Raw genomic sequence first — 26,110 nt, 5'->3', positions numbered from 1 at the left:
GCGCGGGTGCGGACAGACACGTCGAGCAGCATCGACCGGCGGCCCCGCGGCCCGGCGGCAGGCGCGCTGAGCGTTAGCTCTTCAGAGTGCTGCCGGTGCCGGTGCTCTTGGCGACGGGCTCCGCCAGATGCCCGGCCCGCCCCGTCTCCACCCCCGCCCCGTCTCCACCCCCGCCCCGTCTTCCCGCCTCCGCACCCCGCCGGTCTTTTCCGTACCCCGCCGCGACGGGATCCCGCACGGCCGGACTCCGGCCGACCCCGCGCACGACATGGGGGAAATCCCCTGCCAATCCCCTTCACGCGCGGGATTTCACGAGTCCATTACCTCGATCTGCGGGATTCCGGCATTGACGGCTGTGTGACGCGCTGCCTACCGTCTCGGCCATGATCCCGCGAGCGAGTGCCGAGATGATCGATGCGCTGGATCGCCGCATCATCGCGGCGGTCCAGCTCAACGGCCGTGCGCCGTGGAGCGGTATCGCCCGCTGGGCGGGGACGAGCGAATCGACGGCACAGCGCCGGTTCAACTCCCTGCGCGAGCGTCGGCTGCTGCACGTGGTCGGCGCCGTCGAGCTGGACCGTACGGGCTCGGGCTCCTCCATGCTCGTACGGGTGCAGGCCAGGCCCGGCAAGGGCCTGGAGCTGGCGGAGCTGCTGGCCGAGCGCCCGGAGGTCCGCTTCCTCGCCCTCGTCACGGGCACGGCCGACCTGATCGTCGACTTCGTCGCCCACGACAACGAGGAACTGCTGCGCCTGCTCTACACCGATCTGCCGGGCGCGCACCTGATCACCAGCACGGAACATGTCGCGGTGATCCGCACCTTCACCTCGGCGGCGCTGTGGGACACCGGCCTGCTCCCGCCGGAGGCCGTGGCCGACCTGCGCCCCGGGCGCACCCTGCCCTACGAGCGGGCCGGCTGGGACCAGGCGCCGACGCCGCTGACCGAGCTGGAGAGCGCCGTCGTCGGCGAACTCGCCAAGGACGGACGGCTGCCCGTCAGCACCCTCGCCAGGACGCTCGGGCGCGGCGAGTCCAGTGTCGCCCGCGCGCTGGACCGGATGGTCGCGCGGGGCATGTTGCACTTCCGCACCCTGGTCGAGCCGGCGCTGCTGGGCTACGAGGCGGAGTTCATGCTCTGGCTGTCGATCGAGCCCGGCCGTCTGGAGGCGGCCGGACGGCAGCTGGCCGAGCATCCGGGGACGAAGTTCCTGGCCGCCGCCACCGGCCGCTTCAACCTGGTCGGGCACATGGTGCTGCCGCGCCGCACCGACCTGTTCCGCTACACCGACGACGTCATCGGGGCCCTCCCCGGTCTCGTCGCCTCCGACATCACCCTCCACCTGGTCACCCTCAAGGGCGCGTGGACGCGCCTGGACCAGTTCGTCTGACCCTTTCGTCCCCTCCTTCGGCTCTGCCTCGTTCCCCGCTCCCCTCCTCTTTCTCCCCTTCCTCCCTCCTTCCTCCGGAGAGGTCCCATGCCGACATCCGATCCCGGTACCCCCGTGTCCGCGCCGCCGCCCTCCCCCTCCTGGCAGTGGCCCGAGTCCGTGTGGCGCGGGCACGTCGAGGCCGTACGCGCCGGGCGCGCGCTCACCCCGGCCCGCTGGCCCGGCGGCGCGCGTGCCGCCGTCGCGCTGTCCTTCGACTCCGACCACGAGACCATCCCGCTGCGCGACGGGGAGACCAGCCCCGGCAGGCTCGCGCAGGGCGAGTACGGCGCGCGGGTCGGCGCCGTACGGATCCGGGAACTGCTGCGGCGGCGCGGCGTCCCTGCGACCTTCTTCATGCCGGCGGTCTCGGCCCTGCTCCACCCCGACGAGGCACGCGGCTACGCCGAGGACGGTCACGAGGTCGCGGTGCACGGCTGGATCCACGAGCGCAACACCCTGCTGGCCGCCGAGGACGAGCGCGACCTGATACGCCGCGCCCTGGACACCCTCACCGACCTCACCGGCACCCGGCCCACCGGGATCCGCACCCCCTCGTGGGACTTCTCCGACTCCACCCTCGGCACGGTCCTCGACCTCGGCTTCGCCTACGACTCCTCGCTGATGGCCGACGACGAGCCCTACGAGGTGCTGGCCGAAGGCGGCCGGACCGGGCTGGTCGAGATACCCGTCGACTGGATCCGCGACGACGCGCCGTACTTCACCATGGACCGTTACGGCTCCGTGCGCCCCCACACCCGGCCCCGCGACGTGCTGGAGATCTGGCGCGACGAATTCGACGAGGCGTACCGGACCGGCGGCGTCTTCCAGCTCACCCTGCACCCGCATGTGATCGGGCACCGCTCCCGGATGGTGGTCCTGCGGGAGCTGCTGGACCACATCGGCGGCCACCCCGACGTCTGGTGGGCCACCCACGCACAGCTCGCGGAGGCCGCACGCGCACAGCTCACCGGCACCCCGGGGGAGGACGGACGATGAAATCCGGCATACCTGACACACCTGGCACCCCCTCGGCGGTGCCCGCCGCCACCGGCCCGGCGCCCAAGCTCACCAAGTCCCAGCGCAAGGCGATCGTCGCCGGGACCATCGGCAACACCGTCGAGTGGGTCGACTGGGCGCTCTACTCGATCTTTGCCAAGATCATCGCGGATGTCTTCTTCGCGAAGTCCGAGGGTGCCGTCGCCCTGCTGGCCACCCTCGCGGTCTTCGCCGTCGGCTTCGTGATGCGCCCGGTCGGCGCCGCCTTCCTCGGCGCCTACGCCGACCGGCACGGCCGCAAGAAGGGCCTCACGCTGACCATCGCGCTGATGGCGGGCGCCTCCTTCGTCATCGCCCTCACCCCCGGCTACGAGACGATCGGCATCGCGGCGCCGGTCGTCCTGCTGCTGGCCCGGCTGGTGCAGGGCTTCTCGGCGGGCGGCGAGTTCGGCTCCTCCTCGGCCTTCCTGGTGGAGTCGGCGGCCCCCGGCGGGCGCGCCTTCGCCGGGTCCTGGCAGCAGGTCTCGGTCGGTGGCGGGGTGCTCATCGCCTCGCTGCTGGGCACCCTCGTCACCTCGCTGCTGGGGGACGAGGCGCTGCACACCTGGGGCTGGCGGGCCGCGTTCGTCGTCGGCGGGCTGCTGGGGCTGCTCGGCCTGTGGCTGCGGGTCTCCGTCGAGGACACCGAGTCCTTCACCAAGGCGCACGGCCAGGGCCGGTCCCGGTCCAACCCCCTCAAGGCGATGTTCACCGAGCACCCGGCGGCGGCGCTGCGCGTCGCGGGCATCACCGTCGCGGGGACGCTGACCTACTACATCTGGGTCAACTACCTGCCCACCTACGCCAACCTCGCCACCGGCATCCCCCTCAACCAGGCGCTGCTGTCGCAGACCCTGTGTCTGATCGTCTTCGTGGTGCTGCTGCCCTTCGCGGGGCGGCTCTCGGACCGGGTGGGGCGCAAGCCGACCATGGCGGTCTTCGCCGGCGGCTTCGTCCTGCTGTCGTGGCCGCTGCTGCACCTGATGGGCGACAGCTTCCTCAGCGTCTTCCTCGTCCAGCTCGTCGGCATGCTGCTGATCCTCGGATACTCAGCGAACTGCGCGGTCATCATGGCCGAGCAGTTCCCGCCCGAGGTGCGCGCCACCGGCATCGCCCTGCCCTACGCGCTGGCCGTCGCCCTCTTCGGCGGCACCGCGCCCTACCTCACCACCTGGCTCAACGAGGCCGGACTCCGCGACTGGCTGTGGCTGTACGTCTCGGTCGCCTCGCTGATCTCGCTCGTGGTCTATCTGACGATGCCCGAGACCAAGGACAAGGAGTTCGACTGATGGCGCCATCCGGAACGGCGAAGGACACAGCCGGACAGGAGAGGGCAGCGGCGGGGGCGCCGCACGTCCTGGTCACCGGTGCGGCACGCGGCATCGGCAGGGCCGTGGCCGAGGAGTTCGCGCGCGCCCTCGCCCAGGAGGGGCCGGGCGGCGGGGTGCTGTCGCTGGTGGACCTGGACGGCGAACGGCTGACGCGGACGGCACGCGAACTGGGGGAGACGGGCTCGGTGGAGGCGGGCCGCCCGGGGGAAGGGGGCCGCCCGGTGGAAGGGGGCGTCGTCACCGCCGCCGACACCGTGGACCTGGCCGGCGCCGAGGGCCCGGCCACCGCCGTCGCCCGCGCCTGGGAGGCCCACGGCCCGGTCGACATCCTGGTCAACGCGGCCGGGGCCTACCCCTCGATCGACATGCTGGAGGTCACCGCCGACGGCTGGGACCGGCTCTTCGCGCTCAACACCCGCGCCCCCGTGCTCGCCACGGCCGAACTCGCCCGCCGGGCCGTCGCGTCGGGGCGCGGCGCCTCGGTCGTCAACATCTCCTCGGGTGCCGCGCTGCGGGCCCGCCCCGGCGGCGGGCCGTACGCCGCGACCAAGGCCGCGCTGGAGACGGCCACCCGTGCGGCGGCCCTCGAACTCGGCCCGCACGGCATCCGCGTCAACGCCGTCAGCCCCGGCTTCGTCCCCGTCGACAGCGACGTCAACCCCGTCGCGCCGGAATACGCCGCGGCCGTCTCCGCCAACCCGCTGGGCCGCCCCGGCACCCCCGCCGACATCGCGCGCGCCGTCCGCTGGATCGCGGGGCCCGACGCCGCGTGGATCACCGGCGAGGTCCTGCGCGTCGACGGCGGCTCCAGCACCGGCGCGAGCCACCTGCCGAGGCTGTGGCCGCCAAAGGCGGCGGATGACCCCGTCCCCTCGCCCTCCGGCGGTACCCACGCGCGGGGCTGATCTCGCCGACCTGCCCCTTCGCGCACGACGACCGGTCGGCACGCCCTCCACACATGACGACCGGTCGGTACGCCCTCCGCGCACGACGACCGGTCGGTACGCCCCCTCCGCGTACGGCACACCTCTCGTCCCCGAGCGGGGGCCCGCACGGTTTTCGCACCACTCGTACGACTCCCGCAGCACCGCGACTCGCAGCACCGCGGCCCGCGCAGAGAAAGGACCTTCGCATGACCGCCGACACCTCTGAGACCTCTGACGTCTCCGACGTCATCATCGTGGTCGGGGGTGGTGCCATCGGCGGCACCCTCGCCCACGCGCTGGTCCGCGCCGGGCGTCCCGTCACCCTCATCGACGCCGACCCGGCCCACGTCGCCGCCCTCCGCGCGCACGGACTGCGGGTGCTGCGCCCCGACGGCGGGAGCGACGTGGTGGAAGTGGACGCCCGCACCCCCGAGGAGTTCGACGGGCCGCCGCTGCGGCGGGTGCTGCTCGCCGTCAAGGCACAGGCCACCGAGAAGGCGATCGGCTGGATCGCGCCGCGCCTGGCGGCGGACGGCTTCGTCGTGTCCGTGCAGAACGGCTTCAACGAGCCGCTGATCGCCCAGCACATCGGCGCGGAGCGCACCGTCGCCGCGTTCGTGAACATCTTCGCCGACGTCCAGAGCCCCGGCGTCATCCGCGACGGCGGCCCCGGCGCCCTCGTGCTCGGCGAGGTGGGCGGCGCCCCGGCCGGCGAGCGGGTCCGGGAGCTGGTCGAGGTCCTGCGTCCCGGCACCGGGGCCGTGGCCAGCGACAACGTCGAGGGCTATCTGTGGGCCAAGGCGGGCTTCGGCGCGATGCTCGCCGTGACCGCGCTCGCCGACGACGCGATGGCCGACCTGATCGACCGGCACCGCCCGGCGATGTACGCGGCGGCCCGCGAGGTCTTCGACGTCGCGGACGCGCTCGGTATCCGGCTGGAGCCCTTCGACGCGTTCGAGGCCCTCGCCTTCCGCGCCGGCGCCGGGAGGGGGGAGCGCGAGGAGGCCGCCGGCCGCCTCACCGCGTGGCTGCGCACCCAGGCCAAGGACCGCAGCGGCATCTGGCGGGACCTGGCCGTCCGCCACCGCCCCGTCGAGGTCACCACCCACTACGAGACCGTCTTCCAAGAGGCGGCCAAGGCCGGCGTCGGGACCCCCGTACTGCGCGAAGTGATAGCCGGACTAAGGGAGTTGGAGGGCCACCCCGAGCGCATGGCCGAATCCCGGCTCGACGCGCTCGACCGGCTCGCAGAGGGCGGCCGGCGGGAGGCTCCGGCCCTCCCCGGACGCGCCCTCCTCACCGAGGAGCAGACCCGCGAGGTGCACACCTGGCTGGAGGCGCGCCAGGAGGACATGGTCGCCGATCTGGCCGCCTACACCGCGCTGGAGAGCCCCAGTGACGACCCCGCCGCACTGGAGGCCTGCCTGACCTGGCTGCGAGGCTGGCTGGACGACGCGCTCGGCGCCCCGCAGGAGGAGGAACTGCTCCCGAGGGACGGCGCGGGCGACATCCTCCTGCGCCGGTACGCGGCAACCGGGCCCGGGGAGCGCGGAGTTGAGCCGCCCCTGCTGCTGCTGTGCCACTACGACACCGTCTGGCCCGCCGGCACCCTCGCCGAGTGGCCCTTCACCCGCGAGGGCGACGTGCTGAGCGGGCCCGGCGTCTTCGACATGAAGGGCGGGCTGGTGCAGCTGGTGTGGGCGCTGCGGGCCCTGGACGCGCTCGGACTGCCGCGCCCCGCCTGCACGTTGCTACTGAACGGCGACGAGGAGACGGGCAGCCTGGCCTCCAGCGAGGCGATCGCCGCCGAGGCCCGCCGCTCCCGCGCGGCGCTCGTCTTCGAGGCGAGCGCCGACGGCGGCGCGCTCAAGACGGCACGCAAGGGCGTCGGTCTCTTCCGGCTGACCGTGCACGGCGAGGAGGCGCACGCCGGACTCGACCCCACGGCGGGCGCGAGCGCCGTCCACGAGGCGGCGCACCAGACCCTGCGGCTCGCCGCGCTCGCCGATCACGACGCCGGTACCAGCGTCAACGTCGGTGTCCTGCACGGCGGGACGCGCAGCAACGTCACGGCCGGCGAAGCCGTCGCCGACCTCGACGTACGGGTCGCCCACGCGGACGAACAGCGCCGGATCGCCGACGCGCTCGCCGCCCTGGAGCCCGCGTTGCCGGGCACGCGCCTGACGCTGACGGGCGGCTGGAACCGTCCCGTCTTCGAGCGGACGCCGGAGGTCGCCGCCCTCTACGACCTGGCCCACCGCTGCGCCGCGCCCCTGGGGCTCGACCTGCGCGAGGCCTCGGTCGGCGGCGCCAGCGACGGCAACTTCGCCCAGTCGGCGGGCACTCCTGTGCTCGACGGCCTCGGCGCCGTCGGCGGCGGCGCCCACGCCCGCTCCGAACACGCCACCGTCTCCGGCATGGTGACCCGCTCGGCACTCGCCGCCGCGCTCCTCGCCTCGTTCACCGGCTGAGGGACCGGTGCGGGCGGCCGGGTGACCGGCTGAGCGAGGTGTGATCGACTGGCCCGCGTGGAAGCCGTCATCGCGAGCGCCGTAGCCGTTCTCGGAACACTCCTCGGAGCGGGCCTGACCCACGCCTTCCAGCAGCGCACCGTCGCGCGCACCGAGGAGTTCGCCCGCCGGGAGCGGCTGCGGCAGGAGCGGCTGGAGGTCTTCGGCCGCTACGCCAGCGCCCTCCTCAACTACCGCCGCGCGCTGGTGCACCGCTGGTTCTGCGAGCACGAGGACCCGCCGCCCGCCGACCCGGGCGAGGCCCGGACGCGCTCCTACGACCTGCGCAGCGAGGCACAGGAGGCGCTGTTCCGCGTGCGGATGCTGAGCGACGGGGCGCTGGGCGCGCGGGCGACGGGCGTCCTCGACGCCATCGAGGAGCTGCCGAGGACGGAGGAGCGCGCCGAGTTGGACCGGCGACGGCGGGAGACGAAGGAGCTGATCTCCGCCTTCGTCACGGAGGCCACCACCCGCCTCGGCGGCTGAGCCGCGCCGGGCGCCTCGGCCCGGCGCTTGCTCAGGAGCCCCGCCCCTGCACCTGATCCCCCCGCTCTGTCGTCAGGCGTGCTCACGGTAGAGGTCGGCGAGCAGCGCGACGGCGGAGTGGGTGGCGGGGTGGGGGTCGTGGCGGCGCCAGATGAGGTGGACGGGAACGGGGTCGGCGTCGCGCACGGGGCGGTAGGCGATGCCGTCACGGCGGTACTGGGTCGCGGTGGCCCGCGGGGTGACGCCGACGCAGCGGCCGGTGGCGATGGCGGCGAGCCAGTCGTCGACGTCGTGGGTGTACTCCACCGCGGGGCGGTCGCCTTCGGGCCACAGGTCCAAGGTGGTAGTGCCGGTGCGGCGGTCCGCCGCCACGGTGCGCTCGCGGATCTCCGCCAGCCGGATGCTGCGGCGTCTGGTCCACGGGTCGTCGGAGGCGAGGGCGACGAAGCGGCGCTCCTGGCCGACGAGGGCGTGGGCGTAGCGGCGGGTGTCGATGGCTGTGCGGACGACGGCGAGGTCGCACAACCCCTCGGCGAGGCCGCCCGTGGGGGAGTTGTGGCGGATCAGGCGGAGTTCGATGTCGGGGTGGCGAGTGTGCCAGCGGCGCTGGAACTCGGCGGTGTGCGGGCCCATCGCGGACCAGGCGTGACCGATGTGCAGCCGGGTGTGGCCGATCGTGGCCTCGCGTATCAGGTTGTCCGCCTCGGTGAGCAGGTGTCTGGCGCGGGCGAGGACCTGCACGCCGGCGGTGGTGGGCGTGACGGTGCGGCTGGTGCGGTGCAGCAGCCGCACGTCGAGGACCCTCTCCAGCGCGAGCAGTGTGCGGGAGACCGCCGCCTGGGAGACGCCCAGCTCGATGGCCGCGTCGGTGAAGCTGCCGGTGTCGACGATCGCGACCAGGCAGCGCAGGTGCCGCAGTTCCAGCTCCGGATGACCATCCATGCGCCCAGCGTATAGGTACGGCATCGGATGCATTTTTCGTATGCGCCGGTGTGGTGGATGGTCGGGCCATGGCGATCGACACGCGCGCGGAGCCGACGGCGTCCGCCCAGGCCCAGGCACCTTCTCCCCGCTGGCCGGGGATGGCGCTGATGCTGGGCAGCGGCCTGTCCAACCAGGTTGGCGCGTCCATCGCCGCGCTCGCCTTTCCGGTCCTCGGGCCGGTGGGTGTGGTGGCGGTGCGCCAGTGGGTGGCCGCCGTGGTGCTGATGGGCGCGGGCCGGCCGAGGCTGCGCTCCTTCACCGCCGCGCAGTGGCGGCTTGTGCTGGGGCTGGCCGCGGTGTTCGCGACCATGAACCTGGCGCTGTACGCGGCGATCGACCGGATCGGGCTCGGTCTCGCGGTCACCCTGGAATTCCTCGGCCCGCTCGTGGTGGCGCTGATGGCCTCCCGCCGCCGTACCGATCTGGTCTGTGCTCTCTCGGCTGCCGTGGCGGTGGTGGTCCTCGCCCGTCCCGGCCCCAGCACCGACTACCCCGGCATCGGTCTGGCGCTGCTGGCCGCCCTCTGCTGGGGGTGCTACATCCTGCTCAACCGGGCTGTCGACGAGCGCCTGCCCGGAGTGCAGGGTTCGGCCGCCGCCGCGGCCGTCTCCGGTCTGCTCTACCTGCCCGTCGGCATCGTCGTCCTGTGGCTTCACCGGCCCACCCCCGGTGCCCTGCTGTGCGCGCTGGCGGCGGGCGCGCTGTCCTCCGCCGTGCCGTTCCTCGCCGACCTGCTCGCCCTGCGCCGGGTGCCCGCCCACTTCTTCGGGGTCTTCATGAGCGTCAATCCGGTGTTCGCCGCACTGGTCGGCCTGCTGGTCCTCGATCAGCGTCTCGACCTGGCGTCGTCGCTGGCCATCGTCGTGATCGTCGCGGCGAACACCGTCTGCGTGGGCACCGGTCGGCGACGGCCCGCGCGTCGTACCAAGGCCGCGCCGCCGCCGAGGGCCTTGCGCTGATCGCACCGTGGCCGTGACGAGAACGGTGTCGTGACCGCGCACTTTTAGTGCGATTGCATGTATTCAGCGCGTGCAAGTGACTCGGGGAGTCCGTGCGGGGAGTCCGTGCGGGTACGGCATCCGGGCGCGCCTCCGCCGGCTCCGGCGCGGCACCGCGCGTGGACGACGCCGTCCCGCCCACCCTCGTGCGGGGAAGCCGCCGCATGGCGGAGAGCCCGCCTCACGACCGGCCACGAATCACGATCCGCCCCGAAAGGATCACCCATGCCCTCGATCCCCGACGTACCGCTGAACAACGGCGTGACGATGCCGCAGCTGGGCTTCGGCGTCTTCCAGGTGCCCGACGACGAGACCGCCGACGCCGTCAGCACCGCCCTCGAAGCGGGCTACCGCAGCATCGACACCGCCGCCGTCTACGGCAACGAACGCGGCGTCGGCCAGGCCCTCGCCGCCTCCGGGCTGGCCCGCGACGAGCTGTTCGTCACCACCAAGCTGTGGAACGACGACCAGGGCTACGACGCCACCCTCGCCGCCTTCGACGCCTCCTTGGACAAGCTGGGCCTCGACCACGTGGACCTCTACCTCATCCACTGGCCCCTGCCCGCCCGCGACACCTACCTCGACACCTGGCACGCCTTCGAGGAGCTGCTCGCCGACGGCCGCACCCGGGCCATCGGCGTCTCCAACTTCCAGACCGAACACCTGCGGCGGCTGCTGGAGCACTCCGGCATCGTGCCGGCCGTCAACCAGATCGAGCTGCATCCCGGCCTCCAGCAGGCCCAGCTGCGCGCGTTCCACGCCGCGCGCGGCATCGTCACCGAAGCCTGGAGCCCGCTCGCCCAGGGGTATCTGCTCCAGGACGAGGCGCTCGTCTCGATCGCCGCGCGGCACGGCGTCACCCCCGCCCAGGTCGTGCTGCGCTGGCACCTCCAGACCGGCAACGTCGTGATCCCCAAGTCGGTCACCCCCGAGCGCATCCGGCAAACCCCGACGTCTTCGGCTTCGAGCTGACGGACGCCGACATCGACGCCATCGCCGCGCTCGACCAGGGCCTGCGCACCGGCCCCGACCCCGACACCTTCAACTGACGGCACCTTCCACCGGCGGTCCGAGGCCGCTGCCGACCGCCCGAGGCCGCTCCGGGGCCGTTTGAGAGCATGGCGCCCATGAACTCCCCCGAGAGCCGGCCCGATGCGGTGATCACCACGGAGCGGCTGATCATGAGGCCACTGACCCTGGACTACACGGACCTTCTGGTCGAACTGCAAGCCGACCCCCGCGTCCACCGGTTCACGCCCTCCTTCACCCACGAGCAGGCGCGCGAGCGGCTCGCGGGGATCGAGCGGCAGTGGGCCACCCGGGGGCACGGCCTGTGTGCGGTCGAACTGAAGGAGACCGGGGAGTTCCTGGGCCGCTGCGGGCTCAACCACTGGGAGGAGTTCGACGAGGTGGAGGCGGGCTGGACCCTCCGGCCCGCCGTCTGGGGGCACGGCTACGCCACCGAGGCGGCCCGCGCCTGCGTCGAGTGGGGCTTCGCCCACCTCGACGTCCCCTACCTCACCTCGATGATCGCCCCCGCCAACACCGGCTCGGCCCGCGTCGCCGAACGCCTCGGCTTCGCCCCCTCCCGCCAGGACACCTTCCTCGGCAAGGACATCACCGTGTACACCCGCCACCGTGACTAGGCCCGGCCCCGGCCCCGCCGTCCGGCGCCAGGGCGGCGCGGAGGAGAGCGGTGCGCTGCTGCGGCTGCGCGGGGTCAGCAGGGCCTACGGACAGCTGAAGGCACTGCACCCGCTGGACCTGGACGTGGCCGAGGGAACGTGCACCGCCCTGTTCGGACACAACGGCTCCGGCAAGTCCACGCTGCTGCGCATCGCCGTCGGCCGGGACCTGCCGAGCACCGGGCAGGCGCTGTTCGACGGCAGGCCCGTCGACGAGGACGACCCCGAAGTGCGGGCCCGCGTCGCCGTCGCGGGCGACACCGTCGCCTTCTACCCGGACCTGACCGTGCGCGACCACCTCGAACTGATCACCGTGGCCCACGACGTCGCCGGTGCCGACGCGTGGATCGGCCAGGTGCTGGCCGACCGGGGGCTCGCCGGGCACGCACACCACCTGCCCTCGGCCCTCTCCTCCGGGCAGACCCAGGCCCTCATGCTCGCCGCCGCGCTCGTACGGCCCCGCGATCTGCTCGTCCTCGACGAGCCCGAACAGCGCCTCGACCCCGGCGCGCGCGCACGCCTCGCCCAGCTGCTGAACGGCGAGAAGGACGACGGCGTCGCCGTGCTGCTCGCCACCCACCAGGCCGAACTCGTCCACGCTGTGGCCGATCACGTCGTCGTCCTGGAGGACGGCAAGGTCATCGCGGCCGGTGAACCCGCCGCGATCCTCGACCCCCACGGCGGCCTCGCGTGACCGAGCGAGCCACGGAAGCGGCCTCCGAGGCGCCCGGGGAGATACCGGAGGGGGCGCTGGACGACGCCGAGACAAGCGAGGGCGAGGCCGAGGACGACGCGGCCTGGACCCCCGAGTCCGACCGGACCCCCGAGACGCTCCGCCGGCTGCGCGAGCTGCGCCGCGGCCACCGCAGCAGGCGCAACCGCGAACTGGGCCTCGCCGGCTATACGGTGCTCCTGCTCGTCCTCGGATACGGCAGCACATTCGGATACCGCTTCGCGCGGCAGCTCGAATACGCCGCAGCGCAGGGCGACACCGCGGAGGCCCTCCGCCGCGCACTGCCCTCGGCCCTCGTGCTGCTCGCCCTCGCCCTCGCGCTGGCCGCCGCGCGCGACGCGCTGTGGCGCGGACCCGTGATCGTGCCGCGCCCCGACGTGGCCTGGCTGCTGGGCCAGCCCGTCGACCGGGCCCGGGTGCTGCGTCCGGCCTTCCGGCTCACCGCCTCCCTCGCGCTCGCCGCCGGTGTGCTCTGCGCCGCCGTCGGGTCCGCGCTGCTGTGGCTGGCGGGGCTGACGCCGCTGGGCGAGGCGCTCGCGTTGTGCCTGCCCGCCGGGGTCTGCCTGCCGCTGCTCGCCGCGGCCCTGGCCCTCCGCGTCGAGCGGCACCCCTCGTCGGCACGCCGGGTGCGGGCCCTGACGCCCTGCGCGGTGCTGCTCCTGATGGCGCTCGCCGCGCAGGCGGCGACGGCCGCCGCCGGACGGCGCCTGGGCGTGCTGGAGGCGTTCCTCCTGTGGTCCGGGCCCTGGGGCTGGGCCGCGGCGCCCGTCGTGCACGCGACGGGCGGCCCGGCGAGCGGTGCGGCCGGTGCCTGGCCCGTGGCGGTCGCGCTGCTGGTGGCCGGCACCCTCGCGGCGCTCTGGCACGCCCATGTGGTGGCGGCGAGCGTTCCGACCAGGCTGTTGAGGGTGCGGGCAGCGACCGCCGCGACGGTCGCCTCCGTGCTGTGGTCGATCGAGCTGCGCGCGGCCCGGCTCGCGGTCTCCGACGCGGTGGGCGGGCACGGGGGCCGGGCACGGCGCAGGCTGCTGCCGATTCCGCGCCACCGGCACCTGGTGGTGGTGTGGCGCGACGCGGTGGCCCTCCTGCGGGCGCCCGGCAGGCTCGCCGGCGCCGCGCTGTGGACGGGGGCGGGCGCGGGAGGCGCGGGGCTCGCCGCCTCGCTCCACTCGGCGGGCGGCCGGACCGTGCTGCTGGCCGCCGCGCTGCTGCTCGGCTACCTAGCCGTCGGCAAGCTGGCGGAACCGGCCCGGCTGGAGGCCGACGACCTGCGGCGCTCCTCCTGGTCGCCCTTCCGCTTCGCGACGCTGATGCTGCACCACGCGCTCGTACCGGCGCTGGCGGGGGCGCTGCTCGCGCTGCTCGCGGCCATACCGTTCGCGCTGAACGGCGGGACGCGCGCGCTGGCGCTGATGCCGCTGTGCGCCCTGACGTTCGCCGCCGCCGCGATCCTCGCGGCGGTGCGCGGTCCGGTGCGCACCGAGCTGCTGTTCCTCGGCCTCTCGACGCCCTTCGGCGACCCGAGCGCGTTCGTCTTCGCGCTCTGGTACACCGCGCCCGCGCTGGTCTCGGTCACCGGCCTGACGCTCGCGCTGGGCGGCACCCTCGGGCCGGAGCCGTCGGGCGGGGCGCTGGCGTACGCCGTCGCGTCGGCGCTGGCTCTCCCGGCCGGGGTGCTGCTGGCCGCCCACCGGCTGTCCGGAAAACTGCGCGGGCCGAAGCGCTGAGGCCCGGGGGCCCGCCCGCGGCGCGGCACCGCTACGCCTTCGCGGACTCGGCTTCCTGCGGCGGCTCGGGGAGGATCTGCCGCAGCAGGCCGCGCGGATGGCCCCGCCTTCGCCACTCCCGCGGGTATCCGATCGAGACCTCCTCGAAGCGGACGCCGTCGTAGTGGGTGGTGCGGGGGATGTGCAGATGGCCGTAGACCGAGGCCGCCACGTTGTACCGCGTGTGCCAGTCGGCCGTCAGCTCCGTACCGCACCACTGCGCGAACTCCGGATACCACATCACCGAGGTCGGCTCCCGCACCAGCGGCCAGTGGCTCACCAGCACCAGCGGGACCTGCGGGTCATGCTCGTCGAGCCGCCGCCGCGTCTCGGCCACCCGCGCCCCGCACCAGGCGTCGATGGTGGGGTACGGGTCGGGGTGCAGCAGATACTCGTCCGTGCACACGACCCCCGCCTCGTAGGCGCGGGCCAGCGACTCCTCCTTCGTCGCCGTGCCGGCCACCCGGAAGGTGTAGTCGTACAGCACGAACACCGGGGCGATGGCCACCGGCCCGCCAGGACCCCGCCACACCGGATACGGGTCCTCGGGAGTCGCCACCCCGATCTCGCGGCACAGCTGAACCAGGTGTGTGTAGCGCGCGGTGCCGCGCAGTTGGTGGGGGTCCTGCCGGGGTGTCCACAGCTCGTGGTTCCCCGGCGTCCAGATCACCCGGGCGAACCGGTCCGCGAGCAGTCGCAGGCCCCACTCCACATCGCGGGCGACCTCCGCCACGTCCCCGGCGACGATCAGCCAGTCCTCCTCGGAGGAGGGGCGCAGCGACTCGATGAGGGGACGGTTGTCCGCCACCCCCACATGCAGATCGCTCACCGCGAGAAGGCGGCCCCGGCCGGATGCGCCGGGTGTGCCGGACGGGCCGGGTGTCATCGCGCGATCCTCCCTCCGATCGTCCGGGCCGACGATAACGCGTTCTCAACCGGCCCGCGCCGCAGGGCACTCACAGGACGACGTTGTCGCTGACCGAGCCCAGCCCCGTCCCGGAGAGCTTGCGGTGCAGCGCCAGGGCCTGGGCCTCGGTGAGCGAGGCGATGTGGTCGGCCGAGGCCCGCAGCGTGTCGCCGTGCGACTCCAGCTCCTCGGCGCGCTCCGGCGGCAGCAGCGAGGGCGACTCGTGGTTCCAGCGCAGCAGTTCGCCGACGATGCGGCGCTTGCCGTGCTGCTGGGTGCGCAGCGCCGGGCGGTCGATGACGTAGCACCACACCAGCTCCTTCAACAGGTCGCAGGCCGCGCGCAGTCCGGCGGGAACGTGCAGCCGCGCACCGTAGCGGATCGCCGCCTCTCCCGAGACCTCCAGCGTGATGCCGCGCGTGAGGTAGTCGATGAGGTCGGAGGTGCGCCGGTTGACCGCGACCGCGTCGGAGTGGGTGGCCGCGTACGGCGCGGAGGCCAGCCGCTTGCCGAGATCCGCGAGCAGCTCGTGGGCGCCCGTACGGTCGAACCCGTTGCCCTCGGCGCGCTGTTTGGCCTCCACGTAGTCCAAGAAGCGCGTGGTCTCCCTCGCTGTCTCGGCGCCCGCCACCCCGTCCGAGGGGAACAGCGCGGCCAGGGGGATGAGGCCGGTGCGGTAGAAGTCCTCCACGTCGTGGCAGGCGTAGGTGACATCGTCGGCCCAGTCCATCACTTGCTCCTCGACGGGGACCTCGGTGTCGCTCCTGCCGTTCCGCAGCCAGGCGAAGGTCTCCCGGTCGGCGACGTAGACGCCCCACTTGGCGTGCCGCAGCGCGCTCCGGTCCAGCGGGGCGCGCTCCCACGGGTACTTGACGGAGGCGTCCATGCAGGCCCGCGTCATGTGCAGCCCCCGGTGGCCGGCGTACTTGTGCGCGGCCAGGTAGCTGATGACCCGCAGCGTCTGCGCGTTGCCCTCGAAGCTGTCCAGGGAGCCCTCGGCGAAGCGGAGTTCGTCCATGGTGGCGCGCAGTGCCGTCTCGCCCGCGTGCCCGAAGGGCGGATGGCCGATGTCGTGCGCCATGCAGGCCGCCTCCACCAGCGCGGGATCGGGCCCGCCGTACTCGCGCATCAGCCGCTCGGCCATCCGCCTGCCGAGCTGGGCGACCTTCATGGAATGGGTCAGCCGCGTGTGGTACGCGCCCAGCTCCCCGCTGGCCACGACCTGGCTCTTGCCCGCCAGCGCCCGCCACTGGGTGGAGTACGTGATGCGGTCGACGTCGTGCTCGAAGGCCGTGCGCTGCCCGTCGTCCCGCACCCTGCGGCCCAGCGAGTGCTGCTCCAGGTCGTCGTCGCTGTAGAAAGCTGGTCTCATACACGGATGTTACGGGGCGCCCCCCCCGGAGGACGGCGGGCGTCGGGGGCCCGGTCAGGGATACAGCGACTCGGCCGCGGCGGCCAGGACCGCCTCGGTGGTGGCGGCCAGGGGCGGGGAGTCCAGCTTCCACTGCTGCCAGAACAGGGGGACATCCTTGCCGCGCTCCGGCGCCAGCAAGGCGAGCGTCCCCGCGCGCAGGCGCGGCCGGGCCTGGGGTTCGGGCACCAGCCCCCAGCCCATCCCGGCCTCGACCGCCTCGGCGAAGCCCTCCGAGGTGGGCACGTGCTGGCGCAGCGGCCCGGCGCCGCGACCACCGGTCAGCTCGCGGACGAACTGGTCCTGGAGGGAGTCGCGCCGGTCGAAGACCACGACGGGCGCCTGCGGCAGCAGCTCCCCGAGCGGCGCCCGGGGCCACCCGGGCAGGTGCCGCCCGATGAACCCGGGCGCGGCCACCGGCAGATAGCGCATCCGGCCCAGCCGCCGCACCGAACACCCGGCCACCGCCTCGGCGGAGGAGGTCACCGCCGCCATCACCACGCCCTCCCGCAGCAGCTCGGTGGTGTGGAACTCGTCCTCGCGGCGCAGCTCGAAGCACAGCCGCAGCTCCTCGGGCACCCGCGTCAGCGCGGGCAGGAACCAGGTCGCCAGCGAGTCCGCGTTCACCGCGACGGGCACCGGCGCCGGCTCGTCCGGGCCGCTGGCCCCCAGCTCGGCGCGCGCGTCCCGCTCCAGCCGGGCCACCTGCCGGGCGAAGCGCACCACGGCCTGGCCCGAATCGGTCGGCCGCACCGGTTTGGTCCGCGTCAGCAGCACCCGGCCCGTCCTGCTCTCCAGGGCCTTGACGCGCTGACTCACCGCCGACGGCGTCAGATGCAGCGCCGTGGCCGCCGCGTCGAAGGTTCCCTCGTCCACCACGGCCAGCAAGGTGCGCACCTGATCAAGGGGAAGGTCGGAGACTGGCATAGGCACAATCTTAAGCACTACTTAAGTTACGTGAGAAACCATAACTGTACTTATGATCGTGCGCTTCCTAGCGTCGTCCGCATGGGAACAGCTGCTCTGACCTCGACGGCCGCCGGATTCGGCACCGGCCTCTCGCTCATCGTCGCCATCGGCTCGCAGAACGCCTTCGTGCTGCGTCAGGGCATCCGACGCGAGGCGGTGCTTCCCGTGGTGGCGGTCTGCGCCGCCTCGGACCTGGTGCTGATCGTGGCGGGCGTCGCCGGTATCGGCGCCGCGGTCGCCGCCTGGCCGCCCCTGCTGACCCTCGCGGGGCTGGCGGGCGGCGGGTTCCTGCTGTGCTACGCCGCTCTCGCCGCGCGCCGCGCGCTCCGTCCGTCGGCGATGACCACCGAGGGCGCGAGCGCCGGCTCTCCCCGCCGGGCGCTGCTCGCCTGCCTGGCCCTGACCTGGCTCAACCCGCACGTCTATCTCGACACCGTGCTGCTGCTCGGCTCGCTGGCCGCCGGGCACGGCGCCCTGCGCTGGGAATTCGGCCTCGGCGCCGTACTGGGCAGCGTGTGCTGGTTCGCCGCGCTCGGCTACGGCGCCCGCCTCCTGACCCCCTTCTTCGCCCGCCCCACCGCCTGGCGGACCTTGGACATCCTGATCGCCGCGACCATGGCCGCCCTCGGCACGAGCCTGCTGGCCGGCGCGCTGTGACGGCCGGCGCCACCCGCACACGGCGCGCTCGGCGCGTCAGACCCGCTCTGCCGTGGGGGAGCGGTGGACGGTGAGGATGGCGAGGTCGTCCTGCTGCTGGGGGCGGCTGAAGTCGCGCACGTCCTCCCACAGCGCCTGGACAAGGGAGCCGGGGGAGAGGGCCGAGCCGTCGCCGGGGCCGGTCAGCTCGGCCAGCCGGCGCTCCACCGGATAGTAGGTGCCCCCCTCGCCCCGCGCCTCGGACAGCCCGTCGGTGTAGAGGAGCAGCGTCGTGCCGGGCGGGAAGGTGAACCAGCCGGCGGTGCGCGGCTCGGCGACCAGCGAGGCCAGCCCCAGCGGCACGTTGACGGCACCGGGCCGCACCTGTTGGGGGCCGCCGGGCAGGCCCAGCAGATAGGGCGCGAGATGGCCGCAGTTGACGGCCTGGGCCGTCTCCTCGTCCACGGCGTCGACGCCGAGCACCAGCGCGGTCACGAACCGCTCCGGCTCGCCCGAGCTGCGCGCGTAGGCGTTGTGCCGGACGACGGAGGTCTCCAGCGACTCCACCAGCCCCGTCAGCGTCTGCTCGCGGTGTGCCGCCTCGCGGAAGGCACCCAGGACGGCGAAGACGGCGCCCACCGCCGAGAGGCCCTTGCCCTGTACGTCGCCGATGAGGACCCGGGTGCCGTAGGGGGTGTCGGCGACGTCGTAGATGTCGCCGCCGAACAGCTTGTCCTCCTGCACGGGTTCGTAGACGCCCTCCACCAGGGCCTGGGCCGTCAGCTCGGGCAGCGGGTGCAGGATGTGCCGCTGGACCACGGCTGCCGCCGAGCGCAGCCGCAGCACCTCCCGCTCCCGTGCGACCCGCCAGTGACAGCCGTAGACGGCGAGCACCGAGAAGAGCGCGGTGAGCACCACCAGCAGCACGCCGTCGTCGAACCGGTACTGGGGCGCCCGGGCCGTGGAGACGACCGCGCCCGTCGTGGCCCAGCACGAGGCGGCGACCGTCTGCCGTACGGTGCCCACGCTCGACGCGACGGCGGGCAGGAAGATCAGCAGCCCGATCAGCCGCACCTCCGAGCCCGCCACCAGGCTGAGCCCGATGACCAGCAGGGTCAGGCCCAGGCTCCACAGCAGGAAGGCACGGTTGGACAGGGACTTCGGCTGCTCCGTGCCCGGTTCCTGTTGCTGCTCCATGGCCCGTTCCTAGGTGCGGGGCTGAGACCCGTCCATCCTCACCCGCCCCGCGCCGGCCACCGGGCGCGACACCATCCCCCATGGCGGGGGAGTTGACACGGCGACGGCCCGGCCCCGAACAATTATTCGGGGCCGGGCCGTCGTCCGGGCTGGGAACCGCGCCGGCTTCGGAACTAGCTCGGCTCGGGGGCCAGGGCGACGGAACGCAGGTAGCGCATCAGGGAGATCAGCACGTCCCGGCTGGACTCGCGCAGGCGCGCGTCACAGGTGACGATCGGGACGTTCTGCGGCAGGTCGAGCGCCGCCCGAAGCTCCTCGGTGGGGTAGGAGACGGCATCGGGGAAGGCGTTGACGGCCACCACGAAGGGCACCCCGGCCTCCTCCAGCCGCCCGATCACATCGAAGCTGACCTCCAGCCGGCGGGTGTCGACCAGCACGATCGCGCCCAACGCCCCGTCGAACAGGCCGTTCCACAGGAACCAGAAGCGCTGCTGGCCCGGTGTGCCGAACAGGTACAGCACCAGCTCGTCACTCAGGCTGATACGCCCGAAGTCCATCGCCACGGTCGTCGCGGTCTTGCGCTCGACCCCGGCGAGGGAGTCGACGCCGGCGCTGGCCTGCGTCATCGTCTCCTCGGTCGTCAGCGGCCTGATCTCGCTGACGGAGCGGACCAGGGTGGTCTTGCCGACTCCGAATCCGCCCACGATCACGATCTTGACCGCGGAGGCGGCGGAGGACGGAAGCCGGTCCTCACTCCGAGGCCCGACGACCGTCTCAGAGCTTCTCGAGTCCATGGATTACCGCCTCTATCAGTGCAATGTCGGGGAGCGACGGGTCGGGCGAGCGGGCCTCGACCCGTCCGTCGGCCAGCAGATCGGTGAGCAGCACGCTGATCAGGCTCGGGGGGAGGACCAGATAAGCGGAGATCTCGGCGACGGAGAGCGGCGAGCGGCAGATCCGCAGGATCTGGGCCAGCTCGGGCTGCATGCCCACCTTCGGCTCCTGGAGGGAGACGATCAGCGTCACCAGGTCGAGACCCGCCTGCTCGGACGAGTCGACCCGCCCGCCGGTGATCACATACAGCCGCTCCGGGCTGCCTCCGTCCCAGACCCCGTCGGACTCGCTCACGGAACCTGTCCGTCGTTGCGGGGCGGGCTGGTCAGGTGGGCACCGATCCGGGCCACCAGGTCGCGCATGCACTGGCCGACCAGGCCCGCGTCCACGCCCTCGTCGGCCAGCACCGCGAGGTGCGCACCGGAGCCCGCGGCCATCAGATACATGAAGCCGCCGCTGACCTCGATCACGACCATCCGCATCCGGCCGTCGCTGTGCGGGAACTCGGAGGCGACCGCTACGGAGAGACTCTGCAGACCCGAGCCGATGGCCGCCAGCCGGTCGGCGGCGTCCATGTCCGTGTCGTACCGGGCCATGCACAAGCCGTCCGAGGACAGCACCACGATGTGCCGGGTCTGCGGGACGCTTTCGGCGAGATCCTTAAGCATCCAGTCCATGTCCGCGCGCTGTTCCATCGGCTACTCATCCTTGTCTGACGTGTCGCTACTACCGCGAGTCGGCGTCGGCTTCGGCTTTCCGCCGGACAGTCCACTTTGCAACTCGGCCATCCACACTCCGGGCGCCGGTTCCTCCGACGCGGTGGCGGCGGGGCCCGGTTGAGGCACCGGGCGTTGTGTTCCGAAGGCCCCACGGGCGCTGGGGTCGGGGCTGCGGCGGCGCCGCTGTGGCAGCCCGCCGGCCGTGCGTTCGGTCACGGGCGGGGCCTCCTCGTCTTCGTCGGGCGGGGGACCTGCCGCGCCGTCCGGCGCCGCGAAGTCCGCCTGTCCGGCGTACGGGACCCGGGCCCGCGCCGTCTCCCCCGCCGTCGGCGCGGTGTCCGGATGGGCCTGGGCCGTCTCCGGGCCTGCCGGGGCGGCCAGCGTGAAGTCCTGCGCGGACGCGGCATCCGGTGTGGAGTGTGCCGCCTTGGGCGCTTCCACCGCCGGTACCTGCGGCTCCTCCCAGGGCTCGGCCGGCCGCGACGCGGAGATCGCCCGGGGGTCGGCGGGCGCCGAGGACTCGCGCCCGGGGCGGGGCGCCTGCCGGGGGCCGGATGCCGCGCCGATGCCGTGGGCCCTGCCGGTCGCGGGCGCGGTCGTGATCAGGTTCTTCGGCACACACAGCACCGCGCGCACACCGCCGTAGGCGGACGGCGGAAGGGACACCTGGAAGTCGTACGCCTGCGCGACCCGGCCGACGACGGCGAGCCCGAGGCGCGGCGACTCTCCCAGGTCGTTGAGGTCGATCCCGGCCCGCGCCTCGCTGAGCATGCGCTCGGCACGGGCGCGCGCCTCCTCGCTCAGCCCGACGCCGCCGTCCTCGATCTCGATGGCGATGCCCACGTGCACCTCGCCGGCGGTCAGATGGACGCGCGCCTTGGGCGGCGAGTAGCGCGTGGCGTTGTCCAGCAGCTCGGCGAGCGCGTGGATGAGCGGCTCCACCGCCGGACCGACCACGGCCACGTCGGCGACCGAGTGCAGCTCGACCCGCTGGTAGTCCAGGATCCGCGACATGGCGCCGCGCAGCACGCTGTAGAGCGGGACGGCCTTGCCCCACTGGCGCCCGGGGCGGGCGCCACCGAGGACGGCGATGCTGTCGGCGAGGCGGCCGATCAGGGCCGTGCCGTGGTCGAGCCGGAGCAGGTCGGCGAAGAACTCGGGCCGCTGGCCGTGCCGGTCCTCCATGCCCCGCAGGTCGGTGGCCTGCTGGTGGACGATCGCCTGCACCCGGCGGGCGATGTTGACCACACCGCGCTGCGCCGAGTCCCGCATGCTCTCCTCGGCCCCCACCGCGTCGATGACCGAGCGCAGCAGCGCCTCGTGCGCGGCCTGGAACTGCGGGCTGAGGCCCTGGCCCTCCGGCCGCATGGACATCAGTACGTCCTCGGCGAACTCGCCCTCCTGGAGCCGGGCCACCGCCTCGGGAAGCCGCTCCTTGGAGAGCTGTACCGTGCTGGCCTCCTGGAGGTCGAGCCGGTACTGGAGCGCGGACACGCGCTCCTCGTTGGCGGCGCGCAGCGCCTCCAACGCCCTTCCGCGCCGGGCCACCTCGGCGGTGAGCAGAGCCAGGGCGATCGTGGCGACGCCGCCGCACAGCGCGACAGCGACGCGCGCCTGCTCGGGTACCAGCACCGCGGCGACCGCGGTCGCCACGGCCGTGACGACGGCGGGCACCGCCCACGCCGCGACGGAGCGCGACGGTATACCTCCGGGTGACGATTCACTACGAACCATCAGCATCCTCAAATCATCGGGAGATCACGTCAGGACAAGGGATGCTTGGCACCGTGACAAAGCCGTCGGGACCGCCGTACACGCGGACCCGAGGCGGCTTCAGGTCAGGGGTGGCCTGGGGCGATGCCCGCCCCAACTCTCCGAGCCCGTCGCAGCATAGCTGCATGTGATCATCGTTCGCACATGCCCCCCGGACATGCCCCCGAGAGGTGAGGGCCCCTCAGACGGCCCTGGGCGTGGGGGGTTTCGGGGGCGGACGAGTGACGCGAGGCCCGCCGAATCTCGTCACACAGCGTCATGGCGGATGATCTCCGGGATACGGAACACCAGGGTCCGGATGGTGTGGCCGCGCCCGGAGGGCCGCTGTGGGCATAACTCTGCGCGCACAGGTGTGAGTTGGATATCGGAAGCCGATCACGGTGCCCCGGTGTGAACTGCGGCGCGGATGCGTGCGGTGGGCACGAAAGATTCACAACTCGGCGCGCCCTGTCCGGTACTCGGCGGTCGGCTCAGTCCTGGGCGCGCGGGTCCAGCGGCAGATGCGGGTTGTCCTCCCGCTGCCAGGCGGCCTCCAGCGGCTCGGGGTTGTGCAGCGGGATCCCCGGGGCGGTGTCGCCGGTGGGCGGCCAGTCGGGCCGCTGGTCGGCGGGGAGGGTGCGCAGTGCCTGGCTGACGCTGGAGTAGACCGGCAGCACCTCGGTGCTCCCCGTCAGTGAGAGCACGGCGGCCAGCCGGCGCCCCACGCACGCCAGCAGAAGGCTGCCTTCCCTGCGGTGCAGCAGCCAGCGCAGCGCGAGCAGGCAGTTGAGGCCCCGGGAGTCGCAGAAGACCAGGGCCGTCACATCGAGGACGAGGTGGCGGTAGCCCGTGGCGACCACGGCGCCGATGCGGTCGAGGTAGAACTGCTCCGACCCCTGGTCCAGTTCGCCGCTGAAGCGCAGCACCGCGCACTCGTCCTTGACGGTGAGCGGGGTGATGGCCAGCCGGTCGTCTTCCCGCGACCTCACTCCTCCTCCGTCCCCCGGCGAGGCGCCGGTGCCATGAGGCTTGTCACGCCGATCTTCTGTTTCCGGGCCCACACTGCCCGAGTATCCCAAACCACGCCATGCGAACATGCCTCCCCTGAGCGGGACGCCGCGTATATGTCGGCGTCTTTCGGACAGCTCACTCTGGTCCCGTGCAGAGTGATCGTACGTCCCGGGCAGATCTCGTGACGGATTGTGGGGGCCACGGGACGCCCGGCCCCCGTGAGTTGCCGGCCAGGCCCCGGGGAGCCCGGAGGGGGGAGTGAAAGAGAGGTCACCCTCACTCCACGCGGGTGTCCGGCGTCGTCTCCTCCTCGTCGGGCAGGTGGATGTCGTTGACGGCGATGTTGACCTCCACCACCTCCAGCCCGGTGATCCGCTCCACGGCGGCGATGACGTTCTCCCGGACGTCGCGGGCCACCTCCATGACCGGCACGCCGTACTCCAGCACCAGGTCCAGATCGACGGCGGTCCGGCGCTCGCCGACCTCGACCTTGACGCCCCGGCGCACATTCGGCCTGCCGCCCGGCACGCGGTCCCGGACGGCCCCCAGGGTGCGGGAGAGGCCGCCGCCCATGTCGTGGACCCCGGGGATCTCGCGGGCGGCCATTCCCGAGATCTTGACGACCACGACATCCGCGATCGAGGTCTTGCCACGCGTGGCGGCGGGTTCGTCCGCGCCGCGCGCCCCGCCGCTCACCGTGGTGGAGCCGGCTCCGGGCCCGGCCTGCGCCGCGCCGGCCGTACTCTCCGCGGGGGTGGAGATCTGCTGGGACGTCATAGGGACTCCTGGATGAAGTACGGCTGTCGCCCGGTGAGAGACAGCCTGCCTCCCGTTCGCGCGAGGGGGAACGGTGCCGCCGCACACAACTCCTGAGACGCTCGGCGGCGCTCCCTCCTGGCGGCTTCCTTCCGGGCGGCATCCCGCCCGCTCCGGAGCATGCATGAAGACGAAAGTGCCGGGTAACTGAGACTGCATCGTTCGACAATTTCCCCAGAGCCGTTCGGCCCGTGGTGAGGCAGCGGAAACCGTCACCGTTCACCAAAAGCGAACGGCAACGAATACGCGGCCAGGCTGTGGGAAGGAGAGGCCGGCAGTCGCAGGGACAGCCTGATTCTGGCCCGCTCCTGTAGTAATTCACCTGGCGGAGACGGGAGACGCAGATGAACAACGCAACGGCTATACGAAATGGTGAAGCGGAAGCAGTCGCCATGACCCACGCCCCCTACTTGTGCAGCAGCTTTCAAGCCCGGCAGATCACCCGCGGCTTTCTGTCCACCCTCTCCCCGCCGCCCTCGCCCGAGGCGACGGAGACCGTGCTCCTCGTTGTCTCCGAGCTGGTGACCAACGCGCTGCGGCACGCGAGCGGAGTGACGGATTTCCACCTCGGCTGCACACACAGCACCCTCACTGTCGAAGTCGGGGATTCCAGCTCCGTACTTCCGGCAGAACGCGTGCCGGGCAGCTTTGACGAGGCGGAGAACGGCGGATTCGGCTGGCCGATCGTCCGGCACCTCGCGAGCGATCTCACCATCCGGCTGAGGCACAACGGCGGAAAGATCATTCAGGCGCACCTCCCTCTCTAGCGGAAGCGGCCCCCGCCGGGAGAAGCGGCCCCTCCGAGAAGCGGCCCTCTCCACCGAGATGTGGCCCCTCCGGCGGCCCCTCCAGAGGAAGACGCCGCTCCAGTGAAACCCACCCGCGTGCGGGACTTCATCCCCGCGGCCTTCCTGGAGCGGAAGAAGCCCGGAGGCAGAAGGAGCGCACTGGAAAATGGTCCGGGGAATTGATCACGTCGGCGTCCCCGAGCCCGATATCGAGGCCGCCACGGTCTTTAGAGCGCTCGGACGTGCCGTGGGGCACCGAACGGGTCGCGGTGCGCATGCCGCGCCTGCCGGACGGGCCAGGATCGAACTGTTCGAGTACCGGGGCCCGCCAGCGTGAGGCCGCGCTCCCGCGCGACCTGGGGCGGCAGCACCTCGCCTGTCCCGCCGAGGACATCGCTGCCGCCTGCGAGGCGGTGCGCGAGGCGGGCGGGACGCTGCCGCCGCGGGGCCGCCGCAGGGGGGCCGTCCGGGCCCGAGCCCGGGCCGCGCACCCGTTCCTCGTAGGTGTCGCTGGGTCCTCGGTGCGCGGCGCCACGAGGTCCCTTGTTCCCCGTCACGAACGTGGCGATGCCGGTCTCGCCTGAGCCGGCGAGCGCGGCCCGCAGCGGCTCGTAAGGGCTGGTAGGGCTCGGCGTACTGCTCGCTGCTGGGGCCGGGGCCCGTGCGCGCACGGGCCCCGGCCCCACCTTCGGCCGTCGCTCAGAGAGTGCCGCGCCAGGCGCCGGTCTCCGCGCCGCGCCGCTCGATGTAGGACTTGAAGCGCTTGAGGTCTCCCTGGGCCTGCCGGGTGACGAAGCCGAGCTTGTCGCCGACCGAGTCGGTGATGCTCTGCGGGTCGTGTTCGAGCTGGAGCATCACCTTGGAGCGGTGTTCGTCCAGCCGGTGGAAGGTGACCACCCCGGCCTGGCGTACCTCGCCCTCCACGGTGGTCCAGGCGACCCGCTCGTCGGGGATCTGCTCGGTGATCTCCGCGTCGAACTCACGCCGGGCGCCCGCCACGCTGGTGACCCAGTGCGTCAGCCTCGGGGTGCGCTGCTCGACGCGCTCGACACCGTCCATGAACCGGGGGAACTCTTCGAACTGTGTCCACTGGTTGTAGGCCGTCGTGACCGGGACGGCCACCTCGATGGATTCCTCTACCTGTGTCATGTCTCCCTCCCGGGATTCGGGGCTTTCGGAGCGTCCG

25 protein-coding genes and 1 pseudogene are annotated in these 26,110 nt (G+C 73.0%); 13 read left to right on the top strand and 13 right to left on the bottom strand.

Going from position 1 to position 26,110, the window contains the following annotated elements; translation table 11 throughout:
* Positions 1-407: 407 nt before the first annotated feature.
* From OHB04_RS07120 to OHB04_RS07095, 6 genes are all read left to right on the top strand, one after another.
* Positions 408-1,388, top strand: coding sequence for an Lrp/AsnC family transcriptional regulator (locus OHB04_RS07120; RefSeq protein WP_326809410.1), 981 nt, complete (start codon positions 408-410; stop codon positions 1,386-1,388).
* 87 nt (positions 1,389-1,475) lie between these two features.
* On the top strand, positions 1,476-2,426 hold the full coding sequence (locus OHB04_RS07115; RefSeq protein ID WP_326807055.1) for a polysaccharide deacetylase family protein: 951 nt from the start codon (positions 1,476-1,478) through the stop codon (positions 2,424-2,426).
* Positions 2,423-3,754 carry an MFS transporter gene (locus OHB04_RS07110; protein WP_326686841.1) on the top strand — a complete coding sequence of 444 codons (1,332 nt, stop codon included), beginning with the start codon at positions 2,423-2,425 and terminating at the stop codon, positions 3,752-3,754. Before OHB04_RS07115 ends, OHB04_RS07110 begins: the two co-directional genes overlap by 4 nt.
* A complete protein-coding gene (locus OHB04_RS07105) occupies positions 3,754-4,701 on the top strand; it encodes an SDR family NAD(P)-dependent oxidoreductase (protein WP_326807054.1) in 948 nt (315 codons plus the stop codon). Before OHB04_RS07110 ends, OHB04_RS07105 begins: the two co-directional genes overlap by 1 nt.
* Positions 4,702-4,928: 227 nt before the next feature.
* A complete protein-coding gene (locus OHB04_RS07100; RefSeq protein ID WP_326807053.1) occupies positions 4,929-7,193 on the top strand; it encodes a 2-dehydropantoate 2-reductase in 2,265 nt (754 codons plus the stop codon).
* Between the two features lie 57 nt (positions 7,194-7,250).
* Positions 7,251-7,718 (top strand): hypothetical protein, encoded by a 468-nt coding sequence (locus tag OHB04_RS07095; protein ID WP_326807052.1) that lies wholly within the window; start codon positions 7,251-7,253, stop codon positions 7,716-7,718.
* A 72-nt stretch (positions 7,719-7,790) separates the two neighbouring features.
* Here the strand turns inward: OHB04_RS07095 and OHB04_RS07090 are convergent, their stop codons facing one another.
* Positions 7,791-8,660: a LysR family transcriptional regulator gene (locus OHB04_RS07090; RefSeq protein ID WP_326807051.1), complete on the bottom strand. Its 870-nt coding sequence runs from the start codon at positions 8,658-8,660 to the stop codon at positions 7,791-7,793.
* A gap of 68 nt (positions 8,661-8,728) precedes the next feature.
* Here OHB04_RS07090 and OHB04_RS07085 point away from each other — a divergent pair, with 68 nt between their 5' ends.
* From OHB04_RS07085 to OHB04_RS07065, 5 genes and pseudogenes are all read left to right on the top strand, one after another.
* On the top strand, positions 8,729-9,661 hold the full coding sequence (locus tag OHB04_RS07085; protein WP_326807050.1) for an EamA family transporter: 933 nt from the start codon (positions 8,729-8,731) through the stop codon (positions 9,659-9,661).
* Between the two features lie 264 nt (positions 9,662-9,925).
* Positions 9,926-10,749: pseudogene (locus OHB04_RS07080) on the top strand (aldo/keto reductase).
* A 78-nt stretch (positions 10,750-10,827) separates the two neighbouring features.
* Positions 10,828-11,346: a GNAT family N-acetyltransferase gene (locus tag OHB04_RS07075; RefSeq protein WP_326686834.1), complete on the top strand. Its 519-nt coding sequence runs from the start codon at positions 10,828-10,830 to the stop codon at positions 11,344-11,346.
* A gap of 55 nt (positions 11,347-11,401) precedes the next feature.
* Positions 11,402-12,079, top strand: coding sequence for an ABC transporter ATP-binding protein (locus OHB04_RS07070; protein WP_326809409.1), 678 nt, complete (start codon positions 11,402-11,404; stop codon positions 12,077-12,079).
* A complete protein-coding gene (locus OHB04_RS07065) occupies positions 12,076-13,845 on the top strand; it encodes a hypothetical protein (RefSeq protein WP_326807049.1) in 1,770 nt (589 codons plus the stop codon). The genes OHB04_RS07070 and OHB04_RS07065 overlap by 4 nt, the downstream gene beginning before the upstream one ends.
* Before the next feature lie 31 nt (positions 13,846-13,876).
* Here the strand turns inward: OHB04_RS07065 and OHB04_RS07060 are convergent, their stop codons facing one another.
* The 3 genes from OHB04_RS07060 to OHB04_RS07050 all read right to left on the bottom strand — a co-directional run bounded on the left by OHB04_RS07060 (position 13,877) and on the right by OHB04_RS07050 (position 17,129).
* Complete coding sequence (locus tag OHB04_RS07060; RefSeq protein WP_326807048.1) at positions 13,877-14,770, bottom strand: metallophosphoesterase family protein; 894 nt, start codon at positions 14,768-14,770, stop codon at positions 13,877-13,879.
* 70 nt (positions 14,771-14,840) lie between these two features.
* Complete coding sequence (gene dgt / locus OHB04_RS07055; protein WP_326686831.1) at positions 14,841-16,163, bottom strand: dGTP triphosphohydrolase; 1,323 nt, start codon at positions 16,161-16,163, stop codon at positions 14,841-14,843.
* A 54-nt stretch (positions 16,164-16,217) separates the two neighbouring features.
* A complete protein-coding gene (locus tag OHB04_RS07050) occupies positions 16,218-17,129 on the bottom strand; it encodes a LysR family transcriptional regulator ArgP (protein ID WP_326686830.1) in 912 nt (303 codons plus the stop codon).
* Positions 17,130-17,210: 81 nt separating this feature from the next.
* On the opposite strand from OHB04_RS07050, the gene OHB04_RS07045 reads away from it, so the two are divergent.
* Positions 17,211-17,828 carry a LysE/ArgO family amino acid transporter gene (locus OHB04_RS07045; protein ID WP_326686829.1) on the top strand — a complete coding sequence of 206 codons (618 nt, stop codon included), beginning with the start codon at positions 17,211-17,213 and terminating at the stop codon, positions 17,826-17,828.
* 36 nt (positions 17,829-17,864) lie between these two features.
* On the opposite strand, the gene OHB04_RS07040 is transcribed toward OHB04_RS07045, so the two are convergent.
* The 7 genes from OHB04_RS07040 to OHB04_RS07010 all read right to left on the bottom strand — a co-directional run bounded on the left by OHB04_RS07040 (position 17,865) and on the right by OHB04_RS07010 (position 24,097).
* Positions 17,865-19,004, bottom strand: coding sequence for a PP2C family protein-serine/threonine phosphatase (locus OHB04_RS07040; protein ID WP_326686828.1), 1,140 nt, complete (start codon positions 19,002-19,004; stop codon positions 17,865-17,867).
* Positions 19,005-19,177: 173 nt separating this feature from the next.
* Complete coding sequence (locus OHB04_RS07035; protein ID WP_326686827.1) at positions 19,178-19,798, bottom strand: GTP-binding protein; 621 nt, start codon at positions 19,796-19,798, stop codon at positions 19,178-19,180.
* Positions 19,779-20,132 carry a DUF742 domain-containing protein gene (locus OHB04_RS07030; RefSeq protein WP_326686826.1) on the bottom strand — a complete coding sequence of 118 codons (354 nt, stop codon included), beginning with the start codon at positions 20,130-20,132 and terminating at the stop codon, positions 19,779-19,781. Before OHB04_RS07030 ends, OHB04_RS07035 begins: the two co-directional genes overlap by 20 nt.
* Positions 20,129-20,533, bottom strand: a complete 405-nt coding sequence (locus OHB04_RS07025; protein WP_326686825.1) for a roadblock/LC7 domain-containing protein — start codon at positions 20,531-20,533, stop codon at positions 20,129-20,131. The genes OHB04_RS07030 and OHB04_RS07025 overlap by 4 nt, the downstream gene beginning before the upstream one ends.
* A gap of 3 nt (positions 20,534-20,536) precedes the next feature.
* The gene (locus tag OHB04_RS07020; RefSeq protein ID WP_326686824.1) at positions 20,537-22,291 is read right to left on the bottom strand and encodes an ATP-binding protein; all 1,755 of its coding nucleotides are present in this window, start codon (positions 22,289-22,291) and stop codon (positions 20,537-20,539) included.
* A 509-nt stretch (positions 22,292-22,800) separates the two neighbouring features.
* Positions 22,801-23,298 carry an STAS domain-containing protein gene (locus tag OHB04_RS07015; RefSeq protein ID WP_326686823.1) on the bottom strand — a complete coding sequence of 166 codons (498 nt, stop codon included), beginning with the start codon at positions 23,296-23,298 and terminating at the stop codon, positions 22,801-22,803.
* Between the two features lie 298 nt (positions 23,299-23,596).
* A complete protein-coding gene (locus OHB04_RS07010) occupies positions 23,597-24,097 on the bottom strand; it encodes an Asp23/Gls24 family envelope stress response protein (protein ID WP_326686822.1) in 501 nt (166 codons plus the stop codon).
* A gap of 383 nt (positions 24,098-24,480) precedes the next feature.
* Here OHB04_RS07010 and OHB04_RS07005 point away from each other — a divergent pair, with 383 nt between their 5' ends.
* Complete coding sequence (locus OHB04_RS07005; protein ID WP_326686821.1) at positions 24,481-24,903, top strand: ATP-binding protein; 423 nt, start codon at positions 24,481-24,483, stop codon at positions 24,901-24,903.
* A 248-nt stretch (positions 24,904-25,151) separates the two neighbouring features.
* Here the strand turns inward: OHB04_RS07005 and OHB04_RS07000 are convergent, their stop codons facing one another.
* A complete protein-coding gene (locus tag OHB04_RS07000; RefSeq protein ID WP_326686820.1) occupies positions 25,152-25,595 on the bottom strand; it encodes a hypothetical protein in 444 nt (147 codons plus the stop codon).
* A 28-nt stretch (positions 25,596-25,623) separates the two neighbouring features.
* Positions 25,624-26,073 (bottom strand): SRPBCC family protein, encoded by a 450-nt coding sequence (locus tag OHB04_RS06995; protein ID WP_326686819.1) that lies wholly within the window; start codon positions 26,071-26,073, stop codon positions 25,624-25,626.
* Between the last annotated feature and the right edge of the window lie 37 nt (positions 26,074-26,110).

Source organism: Streptomyces sp. NBC_01775 (assembly GCF_035917675.1).
Taxonomy (GTDB): Bacteria; Actinomycetota; Actinomycetes; order Streptomycetales; family Streptomycetaceae; genus Streptomyces.
This window is presented reverse-complemented; position numbering and strand designations above follow the sequence as displayed.

Bases quoted from the DNA above. Each gene is read 5' to 3' on its own strand.
- OHB04_RS07120 (WP_326809410.1), top strand. From the start codon at position 408: ATGATCGATGCGCTGGATCGCCGCATCATCGCGGCGGTCCAGCTCAAC.
- OHB04_RS07115 (WP_326807055.1), top strand. From the start codon at position 1,476: ATGCCGACATCCGATCCCGGTACCCCCGTGTCCGCGCCGCCGCCCTCC.
- OHB04_RS07110 (WP_326686841.1), top strand. From the start codon at position 2,423: ATGAAATCCGGCATACCTGACACACCTGGCACCCCCTCGGCGGTGCCC.
- OHB04_RS07105 (WP_326807054.1), top strand. From the start codon at position 3,754: ATGGCGCCATCCGGAACGGCGAAGGACACAGCCGGACAGGAGAGGGCA.
- OHB04_RS07100 (WP_326807053.1), top strand. From the start codon at position 4,929: ATGACCGCCGACACCTCTGAGACCTCTGACGTCTCCGACGTCATCATC.
- OHB04_RS07090 (WP_326807051.1), bottom strand. From the start codon at position 8,660: ATGGATGGTCATCCGGAGCTGGAACTGCGGCACCTGCGCTGCCTGGTC.
- OHB04_RS07085 (WP_326807050.1), top strand. From the start codon at position 8,729: ATGGCGATCGACACGCGCGCGGAGCCGACGGCGTCCGCCCAGGCCCAG.
- OHB04_RS07075 (WP_326686834.1), top strand. From the start codon at position 10,828: ATGAACTCCCCCGAGAGCCGGCCCGATGCGGTGATCACCACGGAGCGG.
- OHB04_RS07060 (WP_326807048.1), bottom strand. From the start codon at position 14,770: ATGACACCCGGCCCGTCCGGCACACCCGGCGCATCCGGCCGGGGCCGC.
- dgt (WP_326686831.1), bottom strand. From the start codon at position 16,163: ATGAGACCAGCTTTCTACAGCGACGACGACCTGGAGCAGCACTCGCTG.
- OHB04_RS07050 (WP_326686830.1), bottom strand. From the start codon at position 17,129: ATGCCAGTCTCCGACCTTCCCCTTGATCAGGTGCGCACCTTGCTGGCC.
- OHB04_RS07045 (WP_326686829.1), top strand. From the start codon at position 17,211: ATGGGAACAGCTGCTCTGACCTCGACGGCCGCCGGATTCGGCACCGGC.
- OHB04_RS07040 (WP_326686828.1), bottom strand. From the start codon at position 19,004: ATGGAGCAGCAACAGGAACCGGGCACGGAGCAGCCGAAGTCCCTGTCC.
- OHB04_RS07035 (WP_326686827.1), bottom strand. From the start codon at position 19,798: ATGGACTCGAGAAGCTCTGAGACGGTCGTCGGGCCTCGGAGTGAGGAC.
- OHB04_RS07025 (WP_326686825.1), bottom strand. From the start codon at position 20,533: ATGGAACAGCGCGCGGACATGGACTGGATGCTTAAGGATCTCGCCGAA.
- OHB04_RS07020 (WP_326686824.1), bottom strand. From the start codon at position 22,291: ATGGTTCGTAGTGAATCGTCACCCGGAGGTATACCGTCGCGCTCCGTC.
- OHB04_RS07010 (WP_326686822.1), bottom strand. From the start codon at position 24,097: ATGACGTCCCAGCAGATCTCCACCCCCGCGGAGAGTACGGCCGGCGCG.
- OHB04_RS07005 (WP_326686821.1), top strand. From the start codon at position 24,481: ATGAACAACGCAACGGCTATACGAAATGGTGAAGCGGAAGCAGTCGCC.
- OHB04_RS06995 (WP_326686819.1), bottom strand. From the start codon at position 26,073: ATGACACAGGTAGAGGAATCCATCGAGGTGGCCGTCCCGGTCACGACG.